Source organism: Kitasatospora sp. NPDC034035 (assembly GCF_055575755.1).
Genome location: NZ_JBVISA010000025.1, coordinates 123,037 through 146,237, shown reverse-complemented (window position 1 = coordinate 146,237; position 23,201 = coordinate 123,037). Strand labels below are relative to the sequence as shown.

General features: G+C 73.1%; 12 protein-coding genes and 1 rRNA gene. 10 read left to right on the top strand and 3 right to left on the bottom strand.

The window, feature by feature from the left end; translation table 11 throughout:
- Together rrf and ACZ52J_RS30190 are read left to right on the top strand one after the other, a co-directional pair.
- Positions 1–87, top strand: a 5S ribosomal RNA gene (gene rrf / locus ACZ52J_RS30195); the annotation flags it as partial.
- Positions 88–148: 61 nt separating this feature from the next.
- A complete protein-coding gene (locus tag ACZ52J_RS30190) occupies positions 149–994 on the top strand; it encodes a phosphatase PAP2 family protein (RefSeq protein WP_465623236.1) in 846 nt (281 codons plus the stop codon).
- A gap of 12 nt (positions 995–1,006) precedes the next feature.
- Here ACZ52J_RS30190 and ACZ52J_RS30185 read toward each other — a convergent pair whose 3' ends face one another.
- Together ACZ52J_RS30185 and ACZ52J_RS30180 are read right to left on the bottom strand one after the other, a co-directional pair.
- On the bottom strand, positions 1,007–1,570 hold the full coding sequence (locus tag ACZ52J_RS30185) for a GPR1/FUN34/YaaH family transporter (protein ID WP_360505145.1): 564 nt from the start codon (positions 1,568–1,570) through the stop codon (positions 1,007–1,009).
- Positions 1,571–1,826: 256 nt separating this feature from the next.
- Positions 1,827–4,388, bottom strand: coding sequence for a SpoIIE family protein phosphatase (locus ACZ52J_RS30180; protein ID WP_465623233.1), 2,562 nt, complete (start codon positions 4,386–4,388; stop codon positions 1,827–1,829).
- Positions 4,389–4,898: 510 nt separating this feature from the next.
- On the opposite strand from ACZ52J_RS30180, the gene ACZ52J_RS30175 reads away from it, so the two are divergent.
- The 8 genes from ACZ52J_RS30175 (at position 4,899) to ACZ52J_RS30140 (ending at position 17,898) form a co-directional block, all read left to right on the top strand.
- On the top strand, positions 4,899–9,482 hold the full coding sequence (locus tag ACZ52J_RS30175) for a HAMP domain-containing protein (RefSeq protein WP_465623254.1): 4,584 nt from the start codon (positions 4,899–4,901) through the stop codon (positions 9,480–9,482).
- Positions 9,483–9,802: 320 nt separating this feature from the next.
- Positions 9,803–10,441: a response regulator gene (locus ACZ52J_RS30170; protein ID WP_360505238.1), complete on the top strand. Its 639-nt coding sequence runs from the start codon at positions 9,803–9,805 to the stop codon at positions 10,439–10,441.
- A 147-nt stretch (positions 10,442–10,588) separates the two neighbouring features.
- Positions 10,589–13,264, top strand: coding sequence for an FtsK/SpoIIIE family DNA translocase (locus ACZ52J_RS30165; protein WP_465623232.1), 2,676 nt, complete (start codon positions 10,589–10,591; stop codon positions 13,262–13,264).
- Positions 13,265–13,625: 361 nt separating this feature from the next.
- Positions 13,626–14,489, top strand: coding sequence for a helix-turn-helix domain-containing protein (locus ACZ52J_RS30160; protein WP_360505151.1), 864 nt, complete (start codon positions 13,626–13,628; stop codon positions 14,487–14,489).
- Between the two features lie 97 nt (positions 14,490–14,586).
- Entirely contained in the window at positions 14,587–16,077 is a 1,491-nt protein-coding gene (gene rimO / locus ACZ52J_RS30155; protein WP_360505153.1) for a 30S ribosomal protein S12 methylthiotransferase RimO, read from the top strand.
- On the top strand, positions 16,074–16,712 hold the full coding sequence (gene pgsA / locus ACZ52J_RS30150; RefSeq protein ID WP_465623230.1) for a CDP-diacylglycerol--glycerol-3-phosphate 3-phosphatidyltransferase: 639 nt from the start codon (positions 16,074–16,076) through the stop codon (positions 16,710–16,712). Before rimO ends, pgsA begins: the two co-directional genes overlap by 4 nt.
- Positions 16,713–16,728: 16 nt before the next feature.
- Positions 16,729–17,211, top strand: coding sequence for a CinA family protein (locus ACZ52J_RS30145; RefSeq protein WP_465623228.1), 483 nt, complete (start codon positions 16,729–16,731; stop codon positions 17,209–17,211).
- A 318-nt stretch (positions 17,212–17,529) separates the two neighbouring features.
- Positions 17,530–17,898, top strand: a complete 369-nt coding sequence (locus tag ACZ52J_RS30140) for a helix-turn-helix domain-containing protein (protein ID WP_049660741.1) — start codon at positions 17,530–17,532, stop codon at positions 17,896–17,898.
- Between the two features lie 441 nt (positions 17,899–18,339).
- Here the strand turns inward: ACZ52J_RS30140 and ACZ52J_RS30135 are convergent, their stop codons facing one another.
- The gene (locus ACZ52J_RS30135; protein WP_465623226.1) at positions 18,340–23,049 is read right to left on the bottom strand and encodes an ATP-dependent helicase; all 4,710 of its coding nucleotides are present in this window, start codon (positions 23,047–23,049) and stop codon (positions 18,340–18,342) included.
- Between the last annotated feature and the right edge of the window lie 152 nt (positions 23,050–23,201).

Here is a 23,201-nt window from a genome sequence, read left to right as displayed (position 1 = left end):
GGTTACATTCCGAACCCGGAAGCTAAGCCTTACAGCGCCGATGGTACTGCAGGGGGGACCCTGTGGGAGAGTAGGACGCCGCCGAACAATCATTCCAAAAAGCCCCCTTCCCATCCGGGAGGGGGGCTTTTTGCGTTACCCTCTGCCAATGCAGAACCTGACCCTGACCTGGCAGTCCGCCGGGGGCGCCGCCGCCGGTCTCTACGCCGGCGCGTACGTCGCGTCGAGGGTTCGGAAGCCGTCCCTGTCGGCGTTGCTGCGGGAGGCCGGCACGCTGCTGGCGTTGTTCGCGCTCTGGCAGTTGGTCGGGCACCTGTCGGTGATGAGCGCGGACCATGCGGTGGACCGGGCGAGCTGGATCCACCACACCGAGCAGGTGATCGGGTTGCCCGACGAGGCCTCCTGGCAGTCGGCGGTCACGCCGTACCCGGTGCTGGTGCGGCTGGCGAACTACTACTACGCGGTCATGCACTTCGCGGTGATGCTGGGTGTCCTGCTCTGGGTGTTCGTGCGGCACCGCGAGTGGTACGCGTGGGTGCGGAACACGGTGGTGATCACGACCGCGGTCTGTCTGCTGGTGCAGTTCATCCCGGTGGCGCCGCCGCGGATGCTGCCGGGGAGCGGTTTCGTCGACGTGGCCGCGGAGTACGGGCAGTCGGTGTACGGGGGCGCGGTCGGCGGGGTGGTGGTGGCCGACCAGCTGTCGGCGATGCCCTCGGTGCACGTCGCCTGGTGTGTGCTGGCCGCGGTCGCGGTGGTCCGGGTGTCGCGCAGTTCGCTGCGGTGGGTCATGGTGCTGCACCCGGTGCTGACGATCGCGGTGGTCGTCGTGACGGCCAATCACTTCTGGGCGGACGGGATCGTCGCCGTCGTGATCCTCCTCCTCGCGTACGCCGTGCTGGCGTTGGCGGCACGCCGACGGGGTCGGGTCTCCGTCTCGACGGAGACCCGACCCCGCAGTACCGCCGAGGAGCGGTGGGAACAGGTCGGTTGAGCCGTCAGCGGCTCACTTGACCGGCAGGGCGAGCTTTCCCCAGGATCCGTTGCTCAGCGCCGAGGTGGCCCAGTACCAGGCGGCGAGCCCGGAGGCGGCCGCGATCCAGCCGGCGAGCTTGGCCAGGCCGCTGTGGCCACCGAAGGTGGCGATGGCGGTGAGCAGCAGGGAGAGCGTCATCAGGCCGTAGACGGTGCGGCTGAGCAGGCCCGCGCCCCAACTGGCCGCGGTGAGGGTGAGGGCGAGCAGGGCCCACAGGAGCAGGAAGAGACCGGCGGCGTTTTTGCCGGCCCCGCCGGCCGCCGACCAGGTCGCCCAGAAGGCGCCGAGGCTGGTGAACGCGGTGCCGGTGAAGCCCTCGCCGCCGCGGAGCTGCCAGAGGCCCGCGATGAAGAGGGTGACGCCGCCGAGCAGGTGGGCGAGGTGGGCGGCGTCCCCGATGCCGGCGCCGTGCAGGATGCCGGTGGAGAGCAGACCGTAGGCGAGTAGTGTCAGGCCGAGGGCGAGGTAGCCGAGGTTACCCGCGTCGGCTCCGGTGGAGCGGGCGTTCGTTGCCCCGGTAGCGTCGTTGCTCACCGGAGGCTCCTTTCACTCTGGGCGCGCGCAGGGCGCAGTGACGCTGTGGTGTCGTTCGATGGGTGGATGCGCGCGACCGCGCCGAGGGCGCACGGCTGTGAGCGTGCGCGGGCTGCGGTCAGAAGTGATGGGCCAGCGGAGAGCCCGCTGGTCACGTCCCCGCCGGGTGGATTCCCGGTGAGATCGGTTTACCCGACCTTGGACGCTTGTACCCTTGTGAATATAACAATTTGTGACTGCGTCAGCTGTGGAACGCTCACGGCTGGCGCTGGTTGGGCACCCGCAGGGTCAGGATCGCCATGTCGTCGGACGGCGGCTCGGGGGCGAAGCGTTCGACCGCGCGCTGGACGCGGGCCGCGACGGCGCCGGCGGTCAGACCGGTGCAGCCGGTGAGCACCTCGGCGAGGCCGTCGTCGCCCAGCATCCGCCGGCCCTCGCGGCGTTCGGTGACGCCGTCGGTGACGCACAGCAGGACCTCGCCGGGGGCGAGCACCAGGTGCTCGGCGGTCAGGTCGAGGTCGTCCATGACGCCGAGTAGCGGCTGCGGAGTGGCGGCGCGGTCGACCCGGCCGTCGGTGCGCAGCCGCAGCGGCAGCGGGTGGCCGGCGCAGACCAGGGAGAGCTCGGTGCTGCCGTCCGGGCGGGGCGTCAGCTCGCCGTAGAGCAGGGTGAGGAAGCGGCTGCGCGAACCCTCGTCCAGGATGGCCGCGTTGAGGCGGCGGAGCACCTGCGGGGCGTCCAGGCCCTCGCGGGCGAGCAGCCGCAGCGAGTGCCGGGCCAGGCCGGTGACCGAGGCGGCTTCGGGGCCGGTGCCGCAGACGTCGCCGATGGCGAAGCCGTAGGTGCCCTCGCGGATGGTGAACAGGTCGTAGAAGTCCCCGCCGACCTCGTTGCCCTCGCCGGCGGCCTGGTAGTAGACGTCCACCTCGACGCCCGGGATCTCGGGCAGGTCCGGCGGGAGGAGGCTGCGCTGCAGGGCCTGGCTGGTGGCGGTGCGCTCGGAGTAGAGCCGGGAGTTGTCGAGGGCGAGGGCGGCGCGGCGGGAGAGGTCCTCGGCGAGTTCGAGGATCTCCTGGCGGAACCGGACACCGGCCGGGACGCCGAGGGCCAGCAGGCCGATGACGCGGTTGCGGGCGGTCAGCGCGATGACGACGGTCTCGCCGAGCAGGCCGGCGAGTTCGGGGCTGTCGGTGAGGCCGCCGGCCTCGGCGGTCTTGGCGGGCGCCGTCCAGAAGCGGACGCCGTGGCTGGGGCCGGCCTCGGGGACGGGGGTTTTGTCGAGCAGGTCGCGCAGTGGGTCGATGCGGTCCTCGTCCTCGTGCAGGACGAAGGCGAGCCGGGCCGGGGAGGTGTGGTCGGCGGTGGTGTAGAGGGCGCACCAGGAGGCCAGGGTGGGGACGGCCATCTGGGCCATCAGCGCGAGGGTCTGTTCGTGTTCGAGGGTTCCGGCCAGCAGGTCGGAGGCCTCGACCAGGAAGGAGAGCGAACCGCGGCGCAGCCGTTCGAGCTCGGTCAGCCGGGTGCTCTCGACGGCCAGGGCGACCCGGTCGGCGGCGAACTGCAGGCGCAGCGCGTCCTCGTTGTCGTAGCGGCCGGGTGCGGTGGCGGCGATGCCGAGCGAGCCGATCAGGCGGCCCTCGACCTTGAGCGGGACGGTGAGCAGGGAGCGCATGCCGCTGTCGGAGAGCAGGGGCAGGCCGGTGGGGCGGGCGGTGAGGTCCTCGTGGACGGAGGGCAGCCGGGCGGAGTCGTAGCGGTTGCCGGTCTCGATCGGGAAACGGTTGTGCCGGCGGTGTCCGGAGGTGAGGCCGGTGGCGGCGCGGACCTCGAACTCGGTCTCGTCGTCGGTGGTGAGCAGCAGGTACGCGGCGTCGCCGTCGAGCAGGTCGCGGGCGCGTTCGACGGTGCGCTGCAGCAGGGTGTCGAGGTCGTCGGTGGCGACCGGGCCTGCCATCAGGTCGAGGCGGGGGCCGGCCGGGTCGGGGCGCTCGCCGGGCAGGGCGCGGGCGGGGGAGCGCAGGACGGCGCGGTCGGGGTCGAGGACGAGCAGACAGAGGGTGGACGGGACGCCCTCGGTGTCGCGCACGCGCACCTGGACGCCGTACACCTCGACCTCGTGGCCGTCCTGGCGGCGGATCCCGTAGCCGCCCTCCCAGCGGGCCAGCCGCAGGGTGTCGGTCAGGGCGAGGCCGCGGCCGGGGGACTGCGGCCAGACGGCGAGGTCGGCCCAGGGGCGGCCGAGAGCGGTGGCGGCGGGGTACTGGAAGAGGGCTTCGGCGTCCGGGTTCCAGGCCAGGACGCGGCCGTCCTCGTCGAGCTGGACGACGGCGACGTGCACCGGGCCGGCACTGCTCGGCAGGTCGCTGCCGGGGGTGGCGGGAACGGCGTAGCGGGTGCCGAGCACGTGTGCGGGCAGCTGGAGGCGGAACCAGACGGTCTTCCGGCCGGCCGCGTACTCGACGCCCCACCGTTCGGCGAGGGCGGAGCACATCAGCAGACCGCGGCCGCCCTCGCCGTCGGGGTCGGCGTAGCGGTCGGAAGCGGTCACGGGCCCGTCGCCGAGGGAGGGCAGGCCGCGTTCCGGGTGGTGGTCGGTGACCTCGATCCGGACGGTCTCCTCCTCGCGCAGGCAGCAGACCTCGGCGGCGGTGCCGGCGTGCACGACGGCGTTCGTGACCAGTTCGCTGACCAGCACGATCGCGTCGTCGACGACCTCCGGCAGGCCCCAGCCGAGCAGCGCATCGCGGACGAAGCCCCGGGCGGCGGCCGCGGACCGGCCGTCGGGGTCGAAGGTGGCGGCTGCGCGCGCGGTGACCACGTTGCCACTTCTCCTCTGCTGCTCTTGCCCTGGCGCTGTCCGGGGTGCGGCGCCGACTTCCCCGCGCGCGCCGTCGGGGTGAGCGGCGTCGCTGGGTCGGGTCGTGGCCCGGTGCAGCGCTCCACCCTACTTTCCGCTTGGTTCCCCGTGGGGGTGGGGAGTCGAAACAGGCACCTGAGGGTGATTCTGCCCACCTGTTTCGGACGGTGCGGTACCAACCGTGCGCAACCGGCCGTACACCGGGCGCCAGTGCTGCCAGACTGGGGGGTCCGCGATGACCGGTACGAGCAGTACGGTCGTGTGGGTGCCGGTGCGCGCAGGCCGCCGGTACACAGCCCAGCCGGGCCGGTGCCCGGGCACGTGCCGCACCGGCACGGGCGGCCACCGGACAGTTCACGATGTGGGAGGGGCCCGTTGAGTTCGGCCACCAAGGACGCAACCGGTACGACGCCGCCCGCCCAGCGCGGCGGCCGCTCCGGGACCGCGCCGCGGAACGCGGCCGGCCGGCGAGTGAGTCACAACCGCGGCGCGGAACCCGCCGAGCTGCGCAAGCTGCTGTCCGCGCTGACAGCGATGCGGGACGGCAACTTCCGCCGCCGACTGACGGTTCCGGGTGACGGGCCGCTGGCGGAGATCGCCGCGGTGTTCAACGAGGTCGCCGAGCGCAACCAGCACCTGACCGGTGAACTGGCCCGGGTGCGGCGGGCGGTGGGCCGGGAGGGCCGGCTGAACGAGCGGCTGGAGACCGGCGCCGGCGAGGGCGCCTGGATGGCGGCGGTCGACAACTGCAACGCGCTGATCGACGACCTGGCCCGTCCGATGTCCGAGGTGGGCCGGGTGCTGACCTCGATCGCCGAGGGTGACCTGGACCAGAAGATGGAGCTGCGCTCGCTGCACAGCAACGGGGTGAGCCACCCGCTGCGCGGCGAGTACCTGAAGATCGGGCGGACCGTCAACGGACTGGTGGACCAGCTCTCGGAGTTCACCGACGAGGTGACCCGGGTGGCCCGCGAGGTCGGCACCGAGGGCAAGCTCGGCGGCCAGGCCAAGGTCCGTAGCGTGTCGGGCAGTTGGAAGGACCTGGCGGACTCGGTCAACACCATGGCCGGGCGGCTCACCGCGCAGGTGCGCAACATCGCCCAGGTGACCACGGCGGTGGCCAAGGGCGACCTGTCCCGCAAGGTCACCGTCGAGGTGGCCGGCGAGATGCTGGAGCTGAAGAACACCGTCAACACGATGGTGGACCAGCTGAACGGCTTCGCCGCGCAGGTCACCGGGGTGGCCCGGGACGTCGGCACCGAGGGGCGCCTCGGCGGTCAGGCGCAGGTGCCGGGGGTGGCCGGGGTCTGGCGGGACCTCACCGACTCGGTGAACTTCATGGCCGACAACCTGACCGGCCAGGTCCGCAACATCGCCCAGGTGACCACGGCGGTGGCGCGCGGCGACCTCTCGCAGAAGATCGAGGTGGACGCGCGCGGCGAGATGCTGGAGCTGAAGAACACCATCAACACGATGGTGGACCAGCTCTCCGGCTTCGCCGAGCAGGTGACCAGGGTGGCCCGCCAGGTGGGCACCGAGGGCCGGCTGGGCGGTCAGGCGCAGGTGCCCGGGGCGGCCGGGGTGTGGCGGGACCTGACCGACAACGTCAACTTCATGGCGAACAACCTCACCGATCAGGTGCGCAACATCGCCCAGGTCACGACCGCGGTCGCCAAGGGCGACCTGTCGCAGAAGATCCAGGTGGACGCGCGCGGGGAGATCCTGGAGCTGAAGAACACCATCAACACGATGGTGGACCAGCTGTCGTCCTTCGCGGACGAGGTGACCCGGGTGGCCCGGGACGTCGGCACCGAGGGCATCCTCGGCGGCCAGGCGAGCGTGCCCGGGGTGTCCGGGACGTGGAAGGACCTGACCAACTCCGTCAACCTGATGGCCAACAACCTGACCAGTCAGGTCCGCAACATCGCCGAGGTGACCACCGCGGTGGCGCGCGGCGACGTGTCGAAGAAGATCACCGTCGACGCCCGGGGCGAGATCCTGGAGCTGGTGACCACCGTCAACACCATGGTCGACCAGCTGTCGGCGTTCGCCGACGAGGTGACCCGGGTCGCCCGCGAGGTGGGCACCGAGGGGATCCTGGGCGGCCAGGCGCGGGTGCGCGGGGTGTCGGGCATCTGGAAGGACCTGACCGACAACGTCAACTTCATGGCGTCCAACCTGACCGGCCAGGTGCGCAACATCGCCGAGGTCGCCGGTGCGGTGGCCCGCGGCGACCTCTCCAAGAAGATCTCCATCGACGCGCAGGGCGAAGTGGCGGCGCTCGCCGCGACGCTCAACACCATGGTCGACCAGCTGTCCTCCTTCGCGGTGGAGGTCACCCGGGTGGCCCGCGAGGTGGGCACCGACGGCACCCTGGGCGGTCAGGCGAGCGTGCCGGGGGTGGCCGGCATCTGGAAGGACCTGACCGACAACGTCAACCTGATGGCCAACAACCTGACCGGCCAGGTGCGCAACATCGCGCTGGTGATCACTGCGGTCGCCCGCGGCGACCTCTCGCAGAAGATCGACGTCGACGCGCGCGGCGAGATCCTCCAGCTCAAGACCAGCATCAACACCATGGTCGACCAGCTCTCCGCGTTCGCCGACGAGGTGACCCGGGTCGCCCGCGAGGTGGGCACCGACGGACGGCTCGGCGGTCAGGCCCGGGTGCCCGGCGTGGACGGCACCTGGCAGGACCTGACCGAGTCGGTGAACGAACTGGCCAACAACCTGACCCGGCAGGTGCGCGCGATCGCCCAGGTCGCCACCGCGGTGACCAGGGGCGACCTGAGCCTGCGGATCGACGTGGACGCCGCGGGCGAGCTCGACGAGCTCAAGGACAACATCAACCAGATGATCGCCAACCTGCGCGAGACCACCCGCACCAACCAGGAGCAGGACTGGCTCAAGACCAACCTCGCCCGGATCTCCGGCCTGCTCCAGGGCCGCCGGGACCTGGAGGCGGTCGCCTCGCTGATCATGACCGAGCTGACCCCGGTGGTCTCCGCCCAGCACGGCGCCTTCTTCCTCGCCCAGCCGGCCGGCCGCACCGCCGAGCTGATCACCGAGGACGACGACGAGAACGACACCGTGCTGCGCCTGATCGGCAGCTACGGCTACCAGCGGCGGGCGATGCCGACCACCTTCCGCCCCGGCGAGTCGCTGATCGGCCAGGCCGCGGTGGAGAAGCGGGCGATCATCCTCAAGGAGGCGCCCCCCGGCTACCTCAAGATCGCCTCCGGCCTCGGCGAGGCCTCCCCGGCGCACATCGTGGTGCTGCCGGTGCTGTTCGAGGGCCGGCTGCTGGGCGTGATCGAGCTGGCCACCTTCAGCTCCTTCACCACCGTCGCACTGGACTTCCTGAACCAGATCGCCGACCTGATCGGCGTCACCGTCAACACCATCAGCGTCAACACCAAGACCGAGGGCCTGCTGTTGGAGTCCCAGCGCCTCACCGCCGAACTCTCCATGCGATCGGCCGAGTTGGAGGCGCGCCAGGAGGAACTGGAACGCACCAACGAGGAGTTGCAGGAGAAGGCCGAGCAACTCGCCCAGCAGAACCGCGACATCGAGATCAAGAACAGCGAGATCGAGGAGGCGCGGCAGGTCCTGGAGGAGCGCGCCGAACAACTCGCCCTGGCCTCCCGGTACAAGAGCGAGTTCCTCGCCAACATGTCGCACGAGCTGCGCACCCCGCTCAACTCGCTGCTGATCCTGGCCAAGCTGCTCTCCGACAACAACGAGGGCAACCTCTCGCCCAAGCAGGTCGAGTTCGCCGACACCATCCACGGCGCCGGCTCCGACCTGCTCCAGCTGATCAACGACATCCTCGACCTGTCCAAGGTCGAGGCGGGCAAGATGGACGTCCGCCCGGCCCGGATCGCCCTGGTCCAGCTGGTCGACTACGTGGAGGCCACCTTCCAGCCGGTCGCGCTGGACAAGAACCTGGACTTCGCCGTCCGGGTCTCGTCCGCCCTGCCGGTCACCCTGCACACCGACGAGCAGCGGCTCCAGCAGGTGCTGCGCAACCTGATCTCCAACGCGGTGAAGTTCACCGACGCCGGGGCCGTGGACTTCTCGATCCGCCCGGCCGGCGCGGAGGTGCCGCAGCACGTGCGCGAGCGGCTGCTGGAGTCCGGCTCGATCCAGGGCCCGGACGACGAGCTGATCGCCTTCTCGGTCTCCGACACCGGCATCGGCATCCCCGACAACAAGCTGCGGGAGATCTTCGAGGCGTTCAAGCAGGCCGACGGCACCACCAGCCGCAAGTACGGCGGCACCGGCCTCGGCCTGTCGATCAGCCGCGAGATCGCCCGGCTGCTCGGCGGCGAGATCCACGCCGAGAGCGAGCTGGGCAAGGGCTCCACGTTCACGCTCTACCTGCCGCTGCGCACCGAGGCCCCGGACACCGCCGGGGAGCCGCGCCCGGGCGAGCGCCCGTCCGCGTCGAACACCCAGACACCGCGCGCCTCGGTCGGCGTGACCCCGGTGGGCCTGCCGGTGCCGGTCGGTGAGAACCCGGCCGACCACTGGGCCCAGGAGGTCCGCGAGCTGGCCGAGGAGCGCCGCCGGGGCGCCGTGGAGCGCCGACGCAGCGCAGCCCTGGAGAGCGCCGCCGGGCCGCGGGCGGTGGAGCCCGTGCAGCCCCGCCCGGTCAACGGCGACCGGCGCTTCGACGGCCAGCAGGTGCTGATCGTGGACGACGACGTCCGCAACGTGTTCGCCCTCACCAGCGTGCTGGAGCAGCACGGCCTGACCGTCCTGTACGCCGAGAACGGCCGCGAGGGCATCGAGATGCTGGAGCAGCACGAGAGCGTGGCGCTGGTCCTGATGGACATCATGATGCCGGAGATGGACGGCTACGCGACCACCGAGGCGATCCGCCGGATGCCCCAGTTCGCCGGCCTGCCGATCATCGCGCTGACCGCCAAGGCGATGATGGGCGACCGGGAGAAGTCGCTGGAGGCGGGTGCCACCGACCACATCACCAAGCCGGTGGAGACCGATCACCTGCTGTCGGTGATGCACGACTGGCTGAGCGGGGACCGTGCGTGAGCGAGCGAAACGAGCCGGGCGCAGGGCGGGCGGGGGAGGCGCGAACCCCGTCGCGGGCCCCGGGGTCCGCGCCTCCCGGGCGGCCGGTTTGCTGGCGGACGGGCCCGGGAACCCGGTAGGGTCACCGATCGTTGCGAACAGTGACCGGATGGCGACGCCCTGCTGAGCGTGCGCCGGGGTACTGGCTGCGCGCCGCTCCGGATCGGATCACGACGGAGCGATGTGCCGGGCGAGGGGGTGCGGCTAGCATGACCGGGGTAGCGGTGGGCAGTACGCGGGTGCCGGCACCGGGCGGCAGGCAGGCGACAGGAGGGCGGGCCCTGATGCAGAAGGCGAAGATCCTCCTGGTCGACGACCGACCGGAGAACCTTCTGGCACTGGAGGCGATCCTCTCGGCGCTGGACCAGACACTGGTGCGCGCCGCCTCCGGCGAGGAGGCGCTCAAGGCGCTGCTCACCGACGACTTCGCGGTGATCCTGCTGGACGTCCAGATGCCCGGGATGGACGGTTTCGAGACCGCCGCCCACATCAAACGCCGCGAGCGCACCCGGGACATCCCGATCATCTTCCTGACCGCGCTCAACCACGGCCCGCACCACACCTTCCGAGGCTACGCGGCCGGGGCCGTGGACTACATCTCCAAGCCCTTCGACCCGTGGGTGCTGCGCGCCAAGGTCTCCGTCTTCGTCGACCTGTACGTGAAGAACTGCCAGCTGAAGGAGCAGGCCGCGCTGTTGCGGCTGCAACTCGAGGCGGGCGGCGGCGAGCCGGCCCTCGGCGGGGCGCTGCTGGGCGAGCTGTCCGCGCGGCTGGCGGCGGTCGAGGAGCAGGCGGAGGCGCTCGGCAAGCAGCTGGACGAGGTCGAGGACGCCGGGGTGGCGGCGACCGCCGCGCACCTGGAGCGCAAGCTCGTGGCGCTGCGCCGGGCACTGGACGCGATGCGCCCCGGAAGCTCCTGATCCGCTGCCGTACGTTCACCCGTCCGGGTGGTTCCGTGCGGCGGTCGGGTGAATCCCGGTCAGTGTGACGGTGTGTCTGCGACACGTCCGGGCGGCCCGGCTCGGGCGCATGTGCACCGGTGGTCCACCCCGGTAGGCTGCTGAGCCATGGCCACTCGCACGCCCGGAAACGCAGCACGTAAGACGAGTCCGGGACCGTCCAAGAAGGCCGCGGCGAAAGCCCCGGGCAAGCCACCCGTGAAGAAGGCGGCGGCGAAGAAGGCGGCTCCCGCGAAGAAGGCGGCGGCCAAGTCGGCCCCGCCGCCACCCAAGCCGTCCCGGTCGGTGCTGATGGGCGCCCTGAACGCCCTGGCGAGTCCGATCGCCGCGATCTTCCGGGGCTTCGGCGACGGTGCCAAGAACCTCGACCCGGCCCACCGCAAGGACGGGGTGGGCCTGCTGCTGTTCGCGCTCGCGCTGGTGACCGCCGCCGGCACCTGGTTCAGCCCGCAGGGCTGGCTGGGCGAAGCGGCCACCGCCGTGGTGTCCGGAATGTTCGGCCGGCTCGACGTGCTGGTGCCGTTCCTGCTGGCCGCGATCGCGATCCGGCTCTGGCGCCACCCGGAGCTGCCGGAGGCCAACGGCCGGATCATGATCGGGCTGAGCACCCTGCTGATCGGCGTCCTCGGCCTGGTCCACATCGGCTGCGGCGCGCCCATGATGGGCAGCGGCGCCTCCCGGATAAGGGCGGCCGGCGGCATCATCGGCTGGGCCGCGTCCACCCCGATGATGGCCGCCGCCGGGCCGGCGCTCGCCGTGCCGCTGCTCCTGCTGCTGGCCTTCTTCGGCCTGCTGGTGGTCACCGCCACACCCGTCAACCGCATCGGCGAGCGGGTCCGGTGGGTCGGCATACGGCTCGGCGTGGTCGAGCCCGGGCCCGAGGACGAGCTGCGCAGGGGGCGTGCGCCGGAGCGCGAACTGTCCACCGAACCGCCGGAGGACGCCGACCCCGACGCGCTGCCGTTCACCGTGGACACCGATGGTGACGACCCGACGGACGAGGTGGGCGCCCGGCGGCGCCGCCGCGGGCGCAGGCGGAGCGATCCGGACGACCCGGCGGCCGTCCGGGTCTCCCTGGACAAGGAGCCGCTGGACCCGTACGCCACCCGCGACCTCGCCGCCGGCGCGGCCGCCGACCTGGACGGTGCGCTGGTCTACGGCGTGCCGGCCTCCTCCGCGGTGGCGGACATGATGCACCAGGTGCAGGACCACACCGCACCGCCGGAGGAGCCCGCCGTCCCGGCCGCCCGCAGTGGCCCGGACGCGCCCGAGGAGCACGGCCCGGCGCCGGTGCGGATGGAGCAGCTCCGGCTCGGCGAGGGCATCGGTTACGCGCTGCCCTCCCTCGACCTGCTGGAGCGCGGCGGCCCCGCGAAGGCCCGCAGCGCCCTCAACGACGAGGTGGTCGCCCAGCTCACCAGCACCTTCACCGAGTTCAAGGTGGACGCCCGGGTCACCGGTTTCACCCGCGGCCCGACGGTCACCCGCTACGAGGTCGAGCTCGGCCCGGCCGTCAAGGTGGAGCGGATCACCGCGCTCGCCAAGAACATCGCGTACGCGGTCGCCAGCCCGGACGTGCGGATCATCAGCCCGATCCCGGGCAAGTCCGCGGTCGGCATCGAGATCCCCAACCGGGACCGCGAGATGGTCAACCTCGGCGACCTGCTGCGCTCGCGCACGGCCGCCGAGGACACGCACCCGATGGTCGTCGGCATGGGCAAGGACGTCGAGGGCCACACCGTGATGGCCAACCTCGCCAAGATGCCGCACATCCTGGTGGCCGGCGCGACCGGCGCGGGCAAGTCGTCCTGCATCAACTGCCTGATCACCTCGATCCTCGCCCGGGCCACCCCGGACGAGGTGCGGATGGTGCTGGTCGACCCCAAGCGGGTCGAGCTGACCGCGTACGAGGGCATCCCGCACCTGATCACGCCGATCATCACCAACCCCAAGAAGGCCGCCGAGGCCCTCCAGTGGGTCGTCCGCGAGATGGACACGCGCTACGACGACCTCGCGGCGTTCGGCTTCCGGCACGTGGACGACTTCAACGCGGCGGTGCGGGCCGGCAAGGTCACCCCGCCGCTGGGCAGCGAGCGGGAGCTGCGGCCGTACCCGTACCTGCTGGTGATCGTCGACGAGCTGGCCGACCTGATGATGGTCGCGCCGCGCGACGTCGAGGACTCGGTGGTCCGGATCACCCAGCTGGCCCGCGCGGCCGGCATCCACCTGGTGCTCGCCACCCAGCGGCCCTCGGTGGACGTGGTCACCGGTCTGATCAAGGCCAACGTGCCCTCCCGACTGGCCTTCGCGACCTCCGCGATGGCCGACTCCCGGGTCATCCTGGACCAGCCCGGCGCGGAGAAGCTGATCGGCAAGGGCGACGCGCTCTTCCTGCCGATGGGCGCGAGCAAGCCGATCCGCATGCAGGGCGCATTCGTCACCGAGGCGGAGATCGCCAGGGTGGTGCAGCACTGCAAGGACCAGCTGGGCGCCGTCTACCGGGACGACGTGACGGTCGGCGGCGGGCCGAAGAAGGAGATCGACGAGGAGATCGGCGACGACCTGGACCTGCTTATCCAGGCGGCCGAGCTGGTGGTCTCCACCCAGTTCGGCTCGACCTCGATGCTCCAGCGCAAGCTCCGGGTCGGCTTCGCCAAGGCGGGCCGGCTGATGGACCTGATGGAGTCGCGCGGGATCGTCGGCCCCAGCGAGGGCTCCAAGGCCCGCGACGTCCTGGTGCAGCCGGACGAGCTGGACGGGGTGCTGGTGACCCTGCGGGGCTGACGCGCAGGGCCGTCCGCTGCCGCCGTGCCGTCCGTCGCCCTCGGGCCGTCCGCTGCCGCCGTGCCGTCCGTCGCCCGGTGCGCCGGACGGCCCCGTGTCCCGGACGAGGTATCACTCGTTCGGAGGAGGGTAGGCGCGGTTCGGGGAGCCCCGCGGAACCCAACGTCCACACACCGCGTCACAGGCCGGAAAGCGATCCCGGGGTTCCCCGCGTGCGGCTCCGCTGACGGCCGGTCAACGGGGTGCCGGACCCCGGTCGGAGCGGGCGCGCACGTTCGGTCCTGCTCCGCTTGAGAAACGATCCGCCCACGCCCCTAGACTGTTCCCCAGCAGGTGGCCATCCGCTCGAAAGGCGTGCCCCGTGACCATCGGCAAGTCTCCCGACCGCGAGAACACTCCGTCGTCCGTCGAACCGACCGACGACGCGGTGCAGTCGGCCGATGCCCCGAGCATCGGCCGGGTGCTGTCCGCCGCCCGGATCGACGCGGGACTCACGGTGGACCAGGTGAGTACCGCCACCCGCGTCCGGGTGCCGATCGTCCATGCCATCGAGGAGGACGACTTCGGTCGCTGCGGAGGCGACTTCTACGCCCGCGGACACATCCGCCTGATCGCCCGTGCCGTCGGCGTGGACGGCGACGAGCTGGTCGCCCGCTACGACGCCGCGCACGGCGGCCCGCCCGCCGCCAAGCGCCCGGCGAGCGGGCTGATCGACAGCGGCCCGATCAAGGTGCCCAGCCGCGGCCGGCCGAACTGGGCGGCCGCCATGGTCGCCGCGATCGTCGCGGTGGTCGCCCTGATCGGCTTCAACCTGGTCAGCGGCAAGGGCGGGCACGGCACCACCGGCTCCGCCAGCGCGCCGCTGCCCAGCGGCTCCGGCACCGGCTCGGTCGCCCCCGCCGCGACGCCCGCCGTCCAGCCGCCGGCGCCCGCGCCGAGCGCCGCCGCGATCGCCGCCGTCCCGGCCGACAAGGTCACCGTGAAGCTGGTCGCCGAGGGCACCAGCTGGGTCTCGGCGATGAACAGCAGCGGCAAGTCGCTGTTCCAGAACAACATCAGCGACGGCCAGGACCAGACCTTCACCGACCCCAAGCAGATCCGGCTGGTGCTCGGCAACGGCGGGGCCGTGCACGCGTACGTCAACGGCAAGGACCTCGGCCTCCTCGGCAAGGACGGGCAGGTGGTGCACGTCACGTACACCCCCGGAGACCCGCAGGCGGGCTGACCACAGGGGCCGGCGAGGCCCCGTGATGATCAGCTGATTCGAGGCGCGCGGCCTCCGGGGCGAACGGCACCGGAGGCCGCGCGTTAATCTTGGCCCTATGCCTGAACGCCGTACTGTCGCCCTTGTCACGCTCGGATGCGCCCGCAACGAGGTGGACTCCGAGGAACTCGCCGGGCGACTGGAAGCCGACGGCTGGTTGCTCGTCGACGACGCCGCCGAAGCGGACGTCGCCGTCGTCAACACCTGCGGCTTCGTCGAGGCCGCCAAGAAGGACTCCGTGGACGCCCTGCTGGAGGCCAACGACCTCAAGGGGCACGGCCGCACCCAGGCCGTCGTCGCGGTCGGCTGCATGGCCGAGCGGTACGGCAAGGAGCTCGCCGACGCGCTGCCCGAGGCGGACGGCGTGCTCGGCTTCGACGACTACTCCGACATCTCCGACCGCCTGCAGACCATCCTCTCCGGCGGCCACCACGCCCCGCACATCCCGCGCGACCGCCGCAAGCTGCTGCCGATCAGCCCCGCCGAGCGGCAGTCCGCCGCCGAGGCCGTCGCACTGCCCGGCCACGGCGCCGAGGCCGCCGCCGAGCCGATCACCGACCTGCCCGAGGGCCTCGCCCCGGCCTCCGGCCCGCGCACCCTGCGCAAGCGGCTGGACGACAACCCGGTCGCCTCGGTCAAGCTCGCCTCCGGCTGCGACCGGCGCTGCTCCTTCTGCGCCATCCCGGCCTTCCGCGGGTCCTTCATCTCCCGCCGCCCCTCCGACGTGCTGCACGAGGCCCAGTGGCTGGCCGGGCAGGGCGTCCGCGAGATCGTCCTGGTCAGCGAGAACAACACCTCGTACGGCAAGGACCTCGGCGACATCCGGCTGCTGGAGACGCTGCTCGGCGAGATCGCCGCGATCGAGGGCGTCGAGCGGGTGCGGGTCTCCTACCTGCAGCCGGCCGAGATGCGCCCGGGCCTGATCGACGCGATGACCGGGACCGCCGACGTGGTGCCCTACTTCGACCTGTCCTTCCAGCACTCGGCGCCCGCCGTGCTGCGCCGGATGCGCCGCTTCGGCTCCACCGACCAGTTCCTGGAGCTGCTGGGGACCATCCGCGACAAGGCCCCGCAGGCCGGCGCCCGGTCCAACTTCATCGTCGGCTTCCCCGGTGAGACCGAGGAGGACTTCGCCGAGCTGGAGCGCTTCGTCACGCACGCCGGGCTGGACGCGATCGGAGTCTTCGGCTACTCGGACGAGGACGGCACCGAGGCCGCGACCTACGACGGCAAGCTCCCCGAGGACGTGATCGCCGAGCGGCTGGACCGGCTGAGCCGGCTGGCCGAGGAGATGACCGCCCAGCGGGCCGAGCAGCGGATCGGCACCGAGGTCGAGGTGCTGATCGAGTCGGTCGAGGACGGCGTGGTCGAGGGCCGGGCCCTCCACCAGGCACCGGAGACCGACGGCCTGACCACCCTCGAGGGCGTCGAGGCCCCCGAGGTCGGGCAGTTCTGGCGGGCCAAGGTCGTCGCCAGCGAGGGCGTCGACCTGATCGCCGAGGCGCTGGAGCAGGTGCGGGTCCGCTTGGTCCCGGGAGCCGGGGCATGACCAAGGGGCCCGGCGCCCCGGCCGCGGCCCACCCGGGGAGACCGGCGGCCGCGGTGCCGTCGACCCCGAGGATCTGGAACATCGCCAACGTGCTCACGATGGTCCGGGTGCTGCTGGTGCCGGTCTTCGTGCTGCTGCTGTTCGCCGACGGCGGGCACAACCCCAAGTGGCGCTCGGTCGCCTGGGCCTCCTTCGCCGTCGCGATGATCACCGACCTGTTCGACGGTGAACTGGCCCGCCGCAAGGGCCTGGTCACCGACTTCGGGAAGATCGCCGACCCGATCGCGGACAAGGCGATCATGGGCTCGGCGCTGATCGGCCTCTCGCTGCTCGGCGACCTGCCCTGGTGGGTCACCGTGGTGATCCTGGCCCGCGAGCTGGGCATCACGCTGATGCGGTTCTGGGTGATCCGCTACGGGGTCATCCCGGCCAGCCGCGGCGGCAAGCTCAAGACGCTGACCCAGGGCACCGCGGTCGGCATGTACGTGCTGGCCCTGACCGGGTGGCTGGCCACCGGGCGGGCCGTGCTGATGGGGGTGGCGGTGCTGCTGACCGTCGGCACCGCGCTGGACTACGTCGGCCAGGCGCTGCGACTGCGCCGCGAGGGACAGGCCGCGGAACGCGCGGGCCGTTGAGCGACGGGGGAGACGAGTGGCGGAGCACGACTACCGGCTGGCCGAGCGGGCGCACGCCGCGCTGCGGGCCGAGGGCGGCACGCTGGCCGTCGCCGAGTCGCTGACCGGCGGCCTGCTGGCCGCCGCCCTGGTGGACGTCCCCGGGGCGTCCGCGACCTTCCGGGGCTCGGTCACCGTGTACGCGACCGGGCTGAAGGCCTCCGTGCTCGGGGTGGACGAGGGCCTGCTGGACGTGTACGGGCCGGTCCACCCGGTGGTGGCCCGGCAGATGGCCGAGGGGGTGCGCGGGCTGCTGGGGGCGACGTACGGGCTCGCGACCACCGGGGTGGCCGGTCCCGACCCGCAGGACGGACAGCCGGTGGGCACCGTACACCTGGCGGTCGCCGGCCCGGGGGGAACTCTGGTCAGTTCGCCCCTGCTGTCGGGCGGGCGTGCCACAATCCGTCACGAGGCAGTGACTGCCGCACTGGAGCTGCTCGTCGGTCGGCTCGCACGGTAGGGCACCCGCTCCGGCGGATCTCCACCGAACCGAGATCCGCCGATCCGGTGCCCGGGTATGTCACAGCTGGAGGATCGTGTTACATCCAACGGCCTGGTTGGGCAGAAACCAGGTGGCGAACGAATTGCGTGACGGTGGCCGGGTGGCCCGCATCGGGTACCACGAGGGGCCCGCGAACCCCGGTACGACACCGGAACGAGGAGGGGGACAGCCTTGCAGCCCAGAGTGAACACGACCAGGGTCCCCGCACGCGATGCGGGCAAGGCGGTACGGTGGGGGCGTGACATCTCGATCCGCAGTCCGAGGAGGGAGGCACCGATGATCCTGCTCCGTCGCCTACTGGGCGATGTACTGCGTCGGCAGCGCCAGCGCCAGGGCCGCACACTCCGCGAGGTGTCGGCGGCAGCCAGGGTTTCGCTCGGATACCTCTCCGAGGTCGAGCGGGGACAGAAGGAGGCCTCCTCGGAGCTGCTCTCCGCCATCTGCGACGCACTCGACGTCCGGATGTCCGAGGTCATGCGCGAGGTCAGCGACGAACTGTCGCTCGCCGAACTTGCGGCGATGGCCACCCTCTCCGAAGGTGATCTGCTGAGGCCGGTACTCGAACCGGTTCCGCTGCCCGCCCCCGGCACCGACCGGGCGAACATGTCGCCCAAGGCCGCCGCGATGGACGTGGTCGCCGCCTGATCCCGGCCTCGACTCCCGGGCGTACCCGCCCGGGGCGAGCGAAGGGAGGGCGGTCGTGCGGAGAGACACGATGGTGCGCCCGATGGCCCGAATACGGGCACGGGCGCGACTGTTGCTCCGGCTGTTGTTCCGGGTGCGGCGTCCGGTGCGGTGGGTCCTGGCGGCGGTGGCGGCCGGGCTCGCCTGGTGGCTCCTGGTCGTCCGGGGGCAGTCGGCCGACGGCGCGGTGCTCGGGCTGCTCGCGGCCGGAGGCTGGGGCCTCGGTCTCATACCGGTTCATGCCGACCGGAACGCGACCGGACCCGCCCCCCGCCGACGCGGGGAACCGGTACGGCCGGTGGAGGCGCAGCCGCCACCGATCGGGTGATCAGACGTGGCCGGAGGCCGCGGGGTCCTGGACCCCGCGGCCTCCGGTGTGTTCGGGGCGCCCGCGGCGTTGGCCTACGGGCGCAGGCGCAGGCCGCGCGGGGTGGCGTGGAAACCGGCCTCCTCCAGGGCGCGGCCGAGGTCCGAGCCGAGGGCGGGCTCGCCGTTGGCCCGCTCCACCGTGACGCTGCCGAGGGCGCCCTCGCGGACGGCGGCGGCCAGCGCTCCCGCCGCGAGCGCCCGGGTGGCCCCGTCCTCCGGCCAGGCCAGCAGGGACTTGCCGCCGCGCTCCACGTACAGCGCCAGATCGCCGTCCACCAGGACCACCAGCGCGCCCGCCTTGCGGCCCGGGCGGTGGGCCGTGGACTCCTTGCCCCCGGGGGCGGTCGGCGGCTCCGGCCACGGCAGGGCGGCGCCATAGGCGTTCGCCGGGTCGGCGGCGGCCAGCACCAGCGTCTGCGGCGGCTCGGTGGCCGGGGCGGCCGGCCACTCGGCGGCCCGGGCCCGCTCCAGCCGGCCGCTGACCGAGCGCAGCCGGTCGGCCGCGCCCTCCATGGCGAACTGGGCGCCGCCGAGGCCCTCGACGAAGTAGCCCCGGCGGGCCCGGCCGCGCTCCTCCATCGCGGCCAGCACCCGGTAGACCCCGGCGAAGCCACCGGGCACCCGTTCGGCCGCCACCGTGCCGCGGGTGAGCAGGCCGTGCCGGTCCAGCAGGTTCTGCGCCCGGGCGGTGGCCCGGACCGTCGGGTCGGCGGCGAAGGCGGGCAGCAGCGACCAGCGCCCGGCCACCGTCGGCGGGCCGCTGCGCAGGGCGCCGCCGGCCCGGCCGAAGGCGCGGCCCGCGCCGCCGTAGCGGCCGCGCGGGGTGGCCCGGGGCGCGCGGTGGGCGGTCGCGCCCGCCGTCCGCCCGGAGCCCAGCAGGGCGCGCAGCGGGGCGAGGGTGTCATTGGTGACGTAGCCGGCCCAGACCAGGTCCCAGAGGGCCGCGACGGCCTCGGGCTCCGGGGTCTCCTCCGGGAGCTGCTGGACGAGCTGGCGGAAGAACAGGCCGTAGCCGCCCGCCAGTGCGGACATCAGCGCGCTGTGCAGCGGAGTGAGCGCGGGCGGGACGGGCTCCGGGCGCAGCAGATGGGCGTTCTCGGCGAGGTGGAGGCTCAGCCAGCCGTCCTTGCCGGGCAGCGCGCCGGCCCCGCACCAGCCGATCTCGCCGGCCGCCGTCAACTCGTCCAGCAGGCCGGGGGAGTAGTCGGCGAGCCGGGCCGGGAGGACCAGCTTCTCCAGGGCGGAGGCGGGCAGCGCGGTGCCCTGGAGCTGCTCGACCACCCGGAGCAGGCCGTCCGGGCCGCGCAGCCGGTGGCCGGCCAGGTGCTGCCACTGCGGGAGGAAGGCGGCCAGGGCGCGCGGCGGGACCGGCTCGACCTCCTGGCGCAGCGCGGCCAGCGAGCGGCGGCGCAGCCGGCGCAGCACCTCGGCGTCGCACCACTCGGGGGCGATGTGGCTCTCCGCGGGCCGGAACTGGCCCTGGACCAGGCGGCCGGCGGCGGTGAGGCGGTGCAGGGTGCCGGTGACGACGGCGGTGCCCAGGCCGAAGCGGTCGGCGGCCTCGGCGGCGGTGAACGGGCCGTGGGTACGGGCGTGGCGGGCGATCAGATCGCCCAGCGGGTCCTTGACCGGCTCGGTGAAGGCCTCGGGGACGCCGACCGGCAGCGGGGTGCCGAGCGCGTCGCGCAGCCGTCCGGCGTCCTCGATCGCGGCCCAGCGCCGCTCGCCGGCGATCCGGACCTGGATCACCCGGCGGGCGGCCTCCAACTCCAGGGCCCAGAGCGGCTCGGCGCCGCGGACGGTCAACTCGGCCTCGGCGAGCGGGCCGAGCAGGCGCAGGGCGTCGGCGACGCCCTCGGCGTCCTTGATCCGGCGCTCGGGAGTGAGGCGCTGGAGTTCGGCCTCCAACTCGGCGAGCACCTCGGGGTCGAGCAGCTCGCTCAGCTCGGCCTGGCCGAGGAGTTCGGACAGCAGCCGGGAGTCGAGCGACAGGGCGGCGGCCCGGCGCTCGGCGAGCGGGGAGTCGCCCTCGTAGAGGAACTGGGCGACGTAGCCGAAGAGCAGCGAGCGGGCGAACGGCGAGGGTTCGGCGGTGGTGACCTCGACCAGGCGGACGGCGCGGGACTCGAGGTCGCCCATCAGCTCGACCAGGCCGGGGACGTCGAAGACGTCCTGCAGGCACTCCCGGACGGCCTCCAGCACGATCGGGAACGAACCGTACTCGGAGGCGACCTCGAGGAGTTGGGCGGCGCGCTGGCGCTGCTGCCAGAGCGGGGTGCGGCGGCCGGGGTTGCGGCGCGGGAGCAGCAGGGCGCGGCCGGCGCACTCGCGGAAGCGGGAGGCGAACAGGGCGGAGCCGCCGACCTGGTCGGTGACCAGCTGCTCGATCTCGCCGGGGTCGAACAGGGCGGCGTCGGCGCCGACCGGGGCGTCGTCCGGGGCCGAACCCGCGGGTTCGGAAGGGCTGCTGAAATCGAAGTCGGGGGCCAGCAGATCGGCGTCCGGGAGGCGGAGCACGATGCCGTCGTCGGCGTGCATGACCTGGGGGTCCAGGCCGTGCTTCTCGCGCAGCCGGGCACCGAGGGCGAGGGCCCAGGGGGCGTGCACCTGCGCGCCGAAGGGGGAGTGGACGACGATCCGCCAGTCGCCGAGCTCGTCCCGGAAGCGCTCGACCACGATGGTGCGGTCGTCCGGGAGGTGGCCGCAGGCCTTGCGCTGTTCGGCGAGGTAGTCGAGCAGGTTGGCGGCGGCCCAGTCGTCCAGGCCGGCCCGCTTGAGGCGCTCGGTGGCGGCCTCGGGCTGCAGCGCACCCAGCTCACGGGTGAACGCGCCGAGGGCGCGGCCGAGTTCGAGCGGGCGGCCGAGGGTGTCGCCCTTCCAGAAGGGGAGCCGGCCGGGGATCCCGGGGGCGGGGGTGACGAGCACCTTGTCGTGGGTGATCTCCTCGATCCGCCAGGAGGTGGTGCCCAGGGTGAACACGTCGCCGACGCGGGACTCGTAGACCATCTCCTCGTCGAGCTCTCCGACCCGGCCACCGCCCTTCTTGGGGTCGGTGCCCGCGATGAAGACGCCGAACAGGCCGCGGTCGGGGATGGTGCCGCCGGAGGTGACGGCCAGGCGCTGGGCCCCGGGGCGGCCGGTCACGGTGCCGGCCACCCGGTCCCACACCACGCGGGGGCGCAGCTCGGCGAAGGCGTCCGAGGGGTAACGGCCGGCCAGCATGTCGAGCACCGCGTCGAAGGCGGACTGCGGGAGGGTGGCGAAGGGCGCGGCGCGGCGGACCACGGCGAGCAGCTCGTCCACCGGCCAGGCGTCCAGGGCCGTCATCGCGACCAGCTGCTGGGCGAGCACGTCCAGCGGGTTGCGCGGGATGCGCAGCGCCTCGATCCGGCCGGCCCGCATCCGCTCGGTGACCACGGCGGACTGCACCAGGTCGCCCCGGTACTTGGGGAAGAAGACGCCGGTGGAGACGGCGCCGACCTGGTGGCCGGCCCGGCCGACCCGCTGCAGGCCGGAGGCGACCGAGGGCGGGGACTCGACCTGGACGACCAGGTCGACGGCGCCCATGTCGATGCCCAGCTCCAGGCTGGAGGTGGCGACCACGGCGGGCAGCCGGCCGGCCTTCAGCTCCTCCTCGACCAGTGAGCGCTGCTCCTTGGAGACGGAGCCGTGGTGGGCCCGGGCGATGACCGCGGGAGCGCCCTTGGCCGCGCCCGAGCCGCCCATCAGCTGGGCCGGGGCGTGCGCCTCGGGGACGACGGCGCCGGTGGCGCGCTCGTGGGCGATCTCGTTCAGCCGGTTGCACAGGCGCTCGGCCAGGCGGCGGGAGTTGGCGAACACGATGGTCGAGCGGTGCGCCTCGACCAGGTCGACGATCCGCTCCTCGACGTGCGGCCAGATCGAGGCCTGCCGCTGCGGGTCGCTGTCGGCGGCGCCGCCGGTGGCGGGCGCGGCGGGCAGGTCGTCCAGGTCGGGGACGGGGACGACCACCGACAGGTCGAAGTCCTTGTCGGCGGGGGGCTGGACGACGACGGCGCCGCGCTGCGGGCTCAGGTAGCGGGCCACCTCCTCGACCGGGCGGACCGTCGCGGACAGGCCGATCCGGCGGGCCGGGCGCTCCAGCAGTTCGTCCAGCCGCTCCAGGGTGAGCGCGAGGTGGGCGCCGCGCTTGGTGCCGGCGACCGCGTGCACCTCGTCCAGGATCACCGTGTCCACGCCGCGCAGGGCCTCCCGGGCGGCCGAGGTGAGCAGCAGGAACAGCGACTCGGGGGTGGTGATCAGGATGTCGGGCGGGTGCGTCGCGAAGCGGCGGCGGTCGGCCGCCGGGGTGTCGCCGGAGCGGATCGCGACCTGGACCTCCGGCTCGGGCAGGCCGAGCCGGACGGCGGCCTGGCGCAGGCCGGTGAGCGGGGCGCGCAGGTTCCGTTCGACGTCCACCGCGAGGGCCTTGAGCGGTGAGACGTAGAGGACCCGGCAGCGGTGCTTGGGCTCGGCCGGGGGCGGGGTGCTGCTGAGCCGGTCGAGGGCGGAGAGGAAGGCGGCGAGCGTCTTGCCGGAGCCGGTGGGGGCGACCACCAGGACGTCCGTCTCCCGCCGGATGGCGCGCCAGGCCTCGGCCTGGGCGGTGGTGGGGGCGGAGAAGGCACCGGTGAACCAGGCCCGGGTGGCCGGGGCGAAGCCGGCCAGGGAGTCGTCGGCCGGCGGGGAGTCATCGCCGGGCGGGGTCGGGTGCTGGGGCGCCATGCCCCCATGGTGCCGGGTGGGACCGACAACCGTGCGCGTGGCGAGCTGGGCCGGGTGGGGCGACCGGGCGCGGGGCGAGGGCGGGGGCAGGCGAGGCGGCCGTGCGAGGGGTGCGGGCGGGAGGGGCCAGGGGAGGTGCAAGCCGGGGAGCA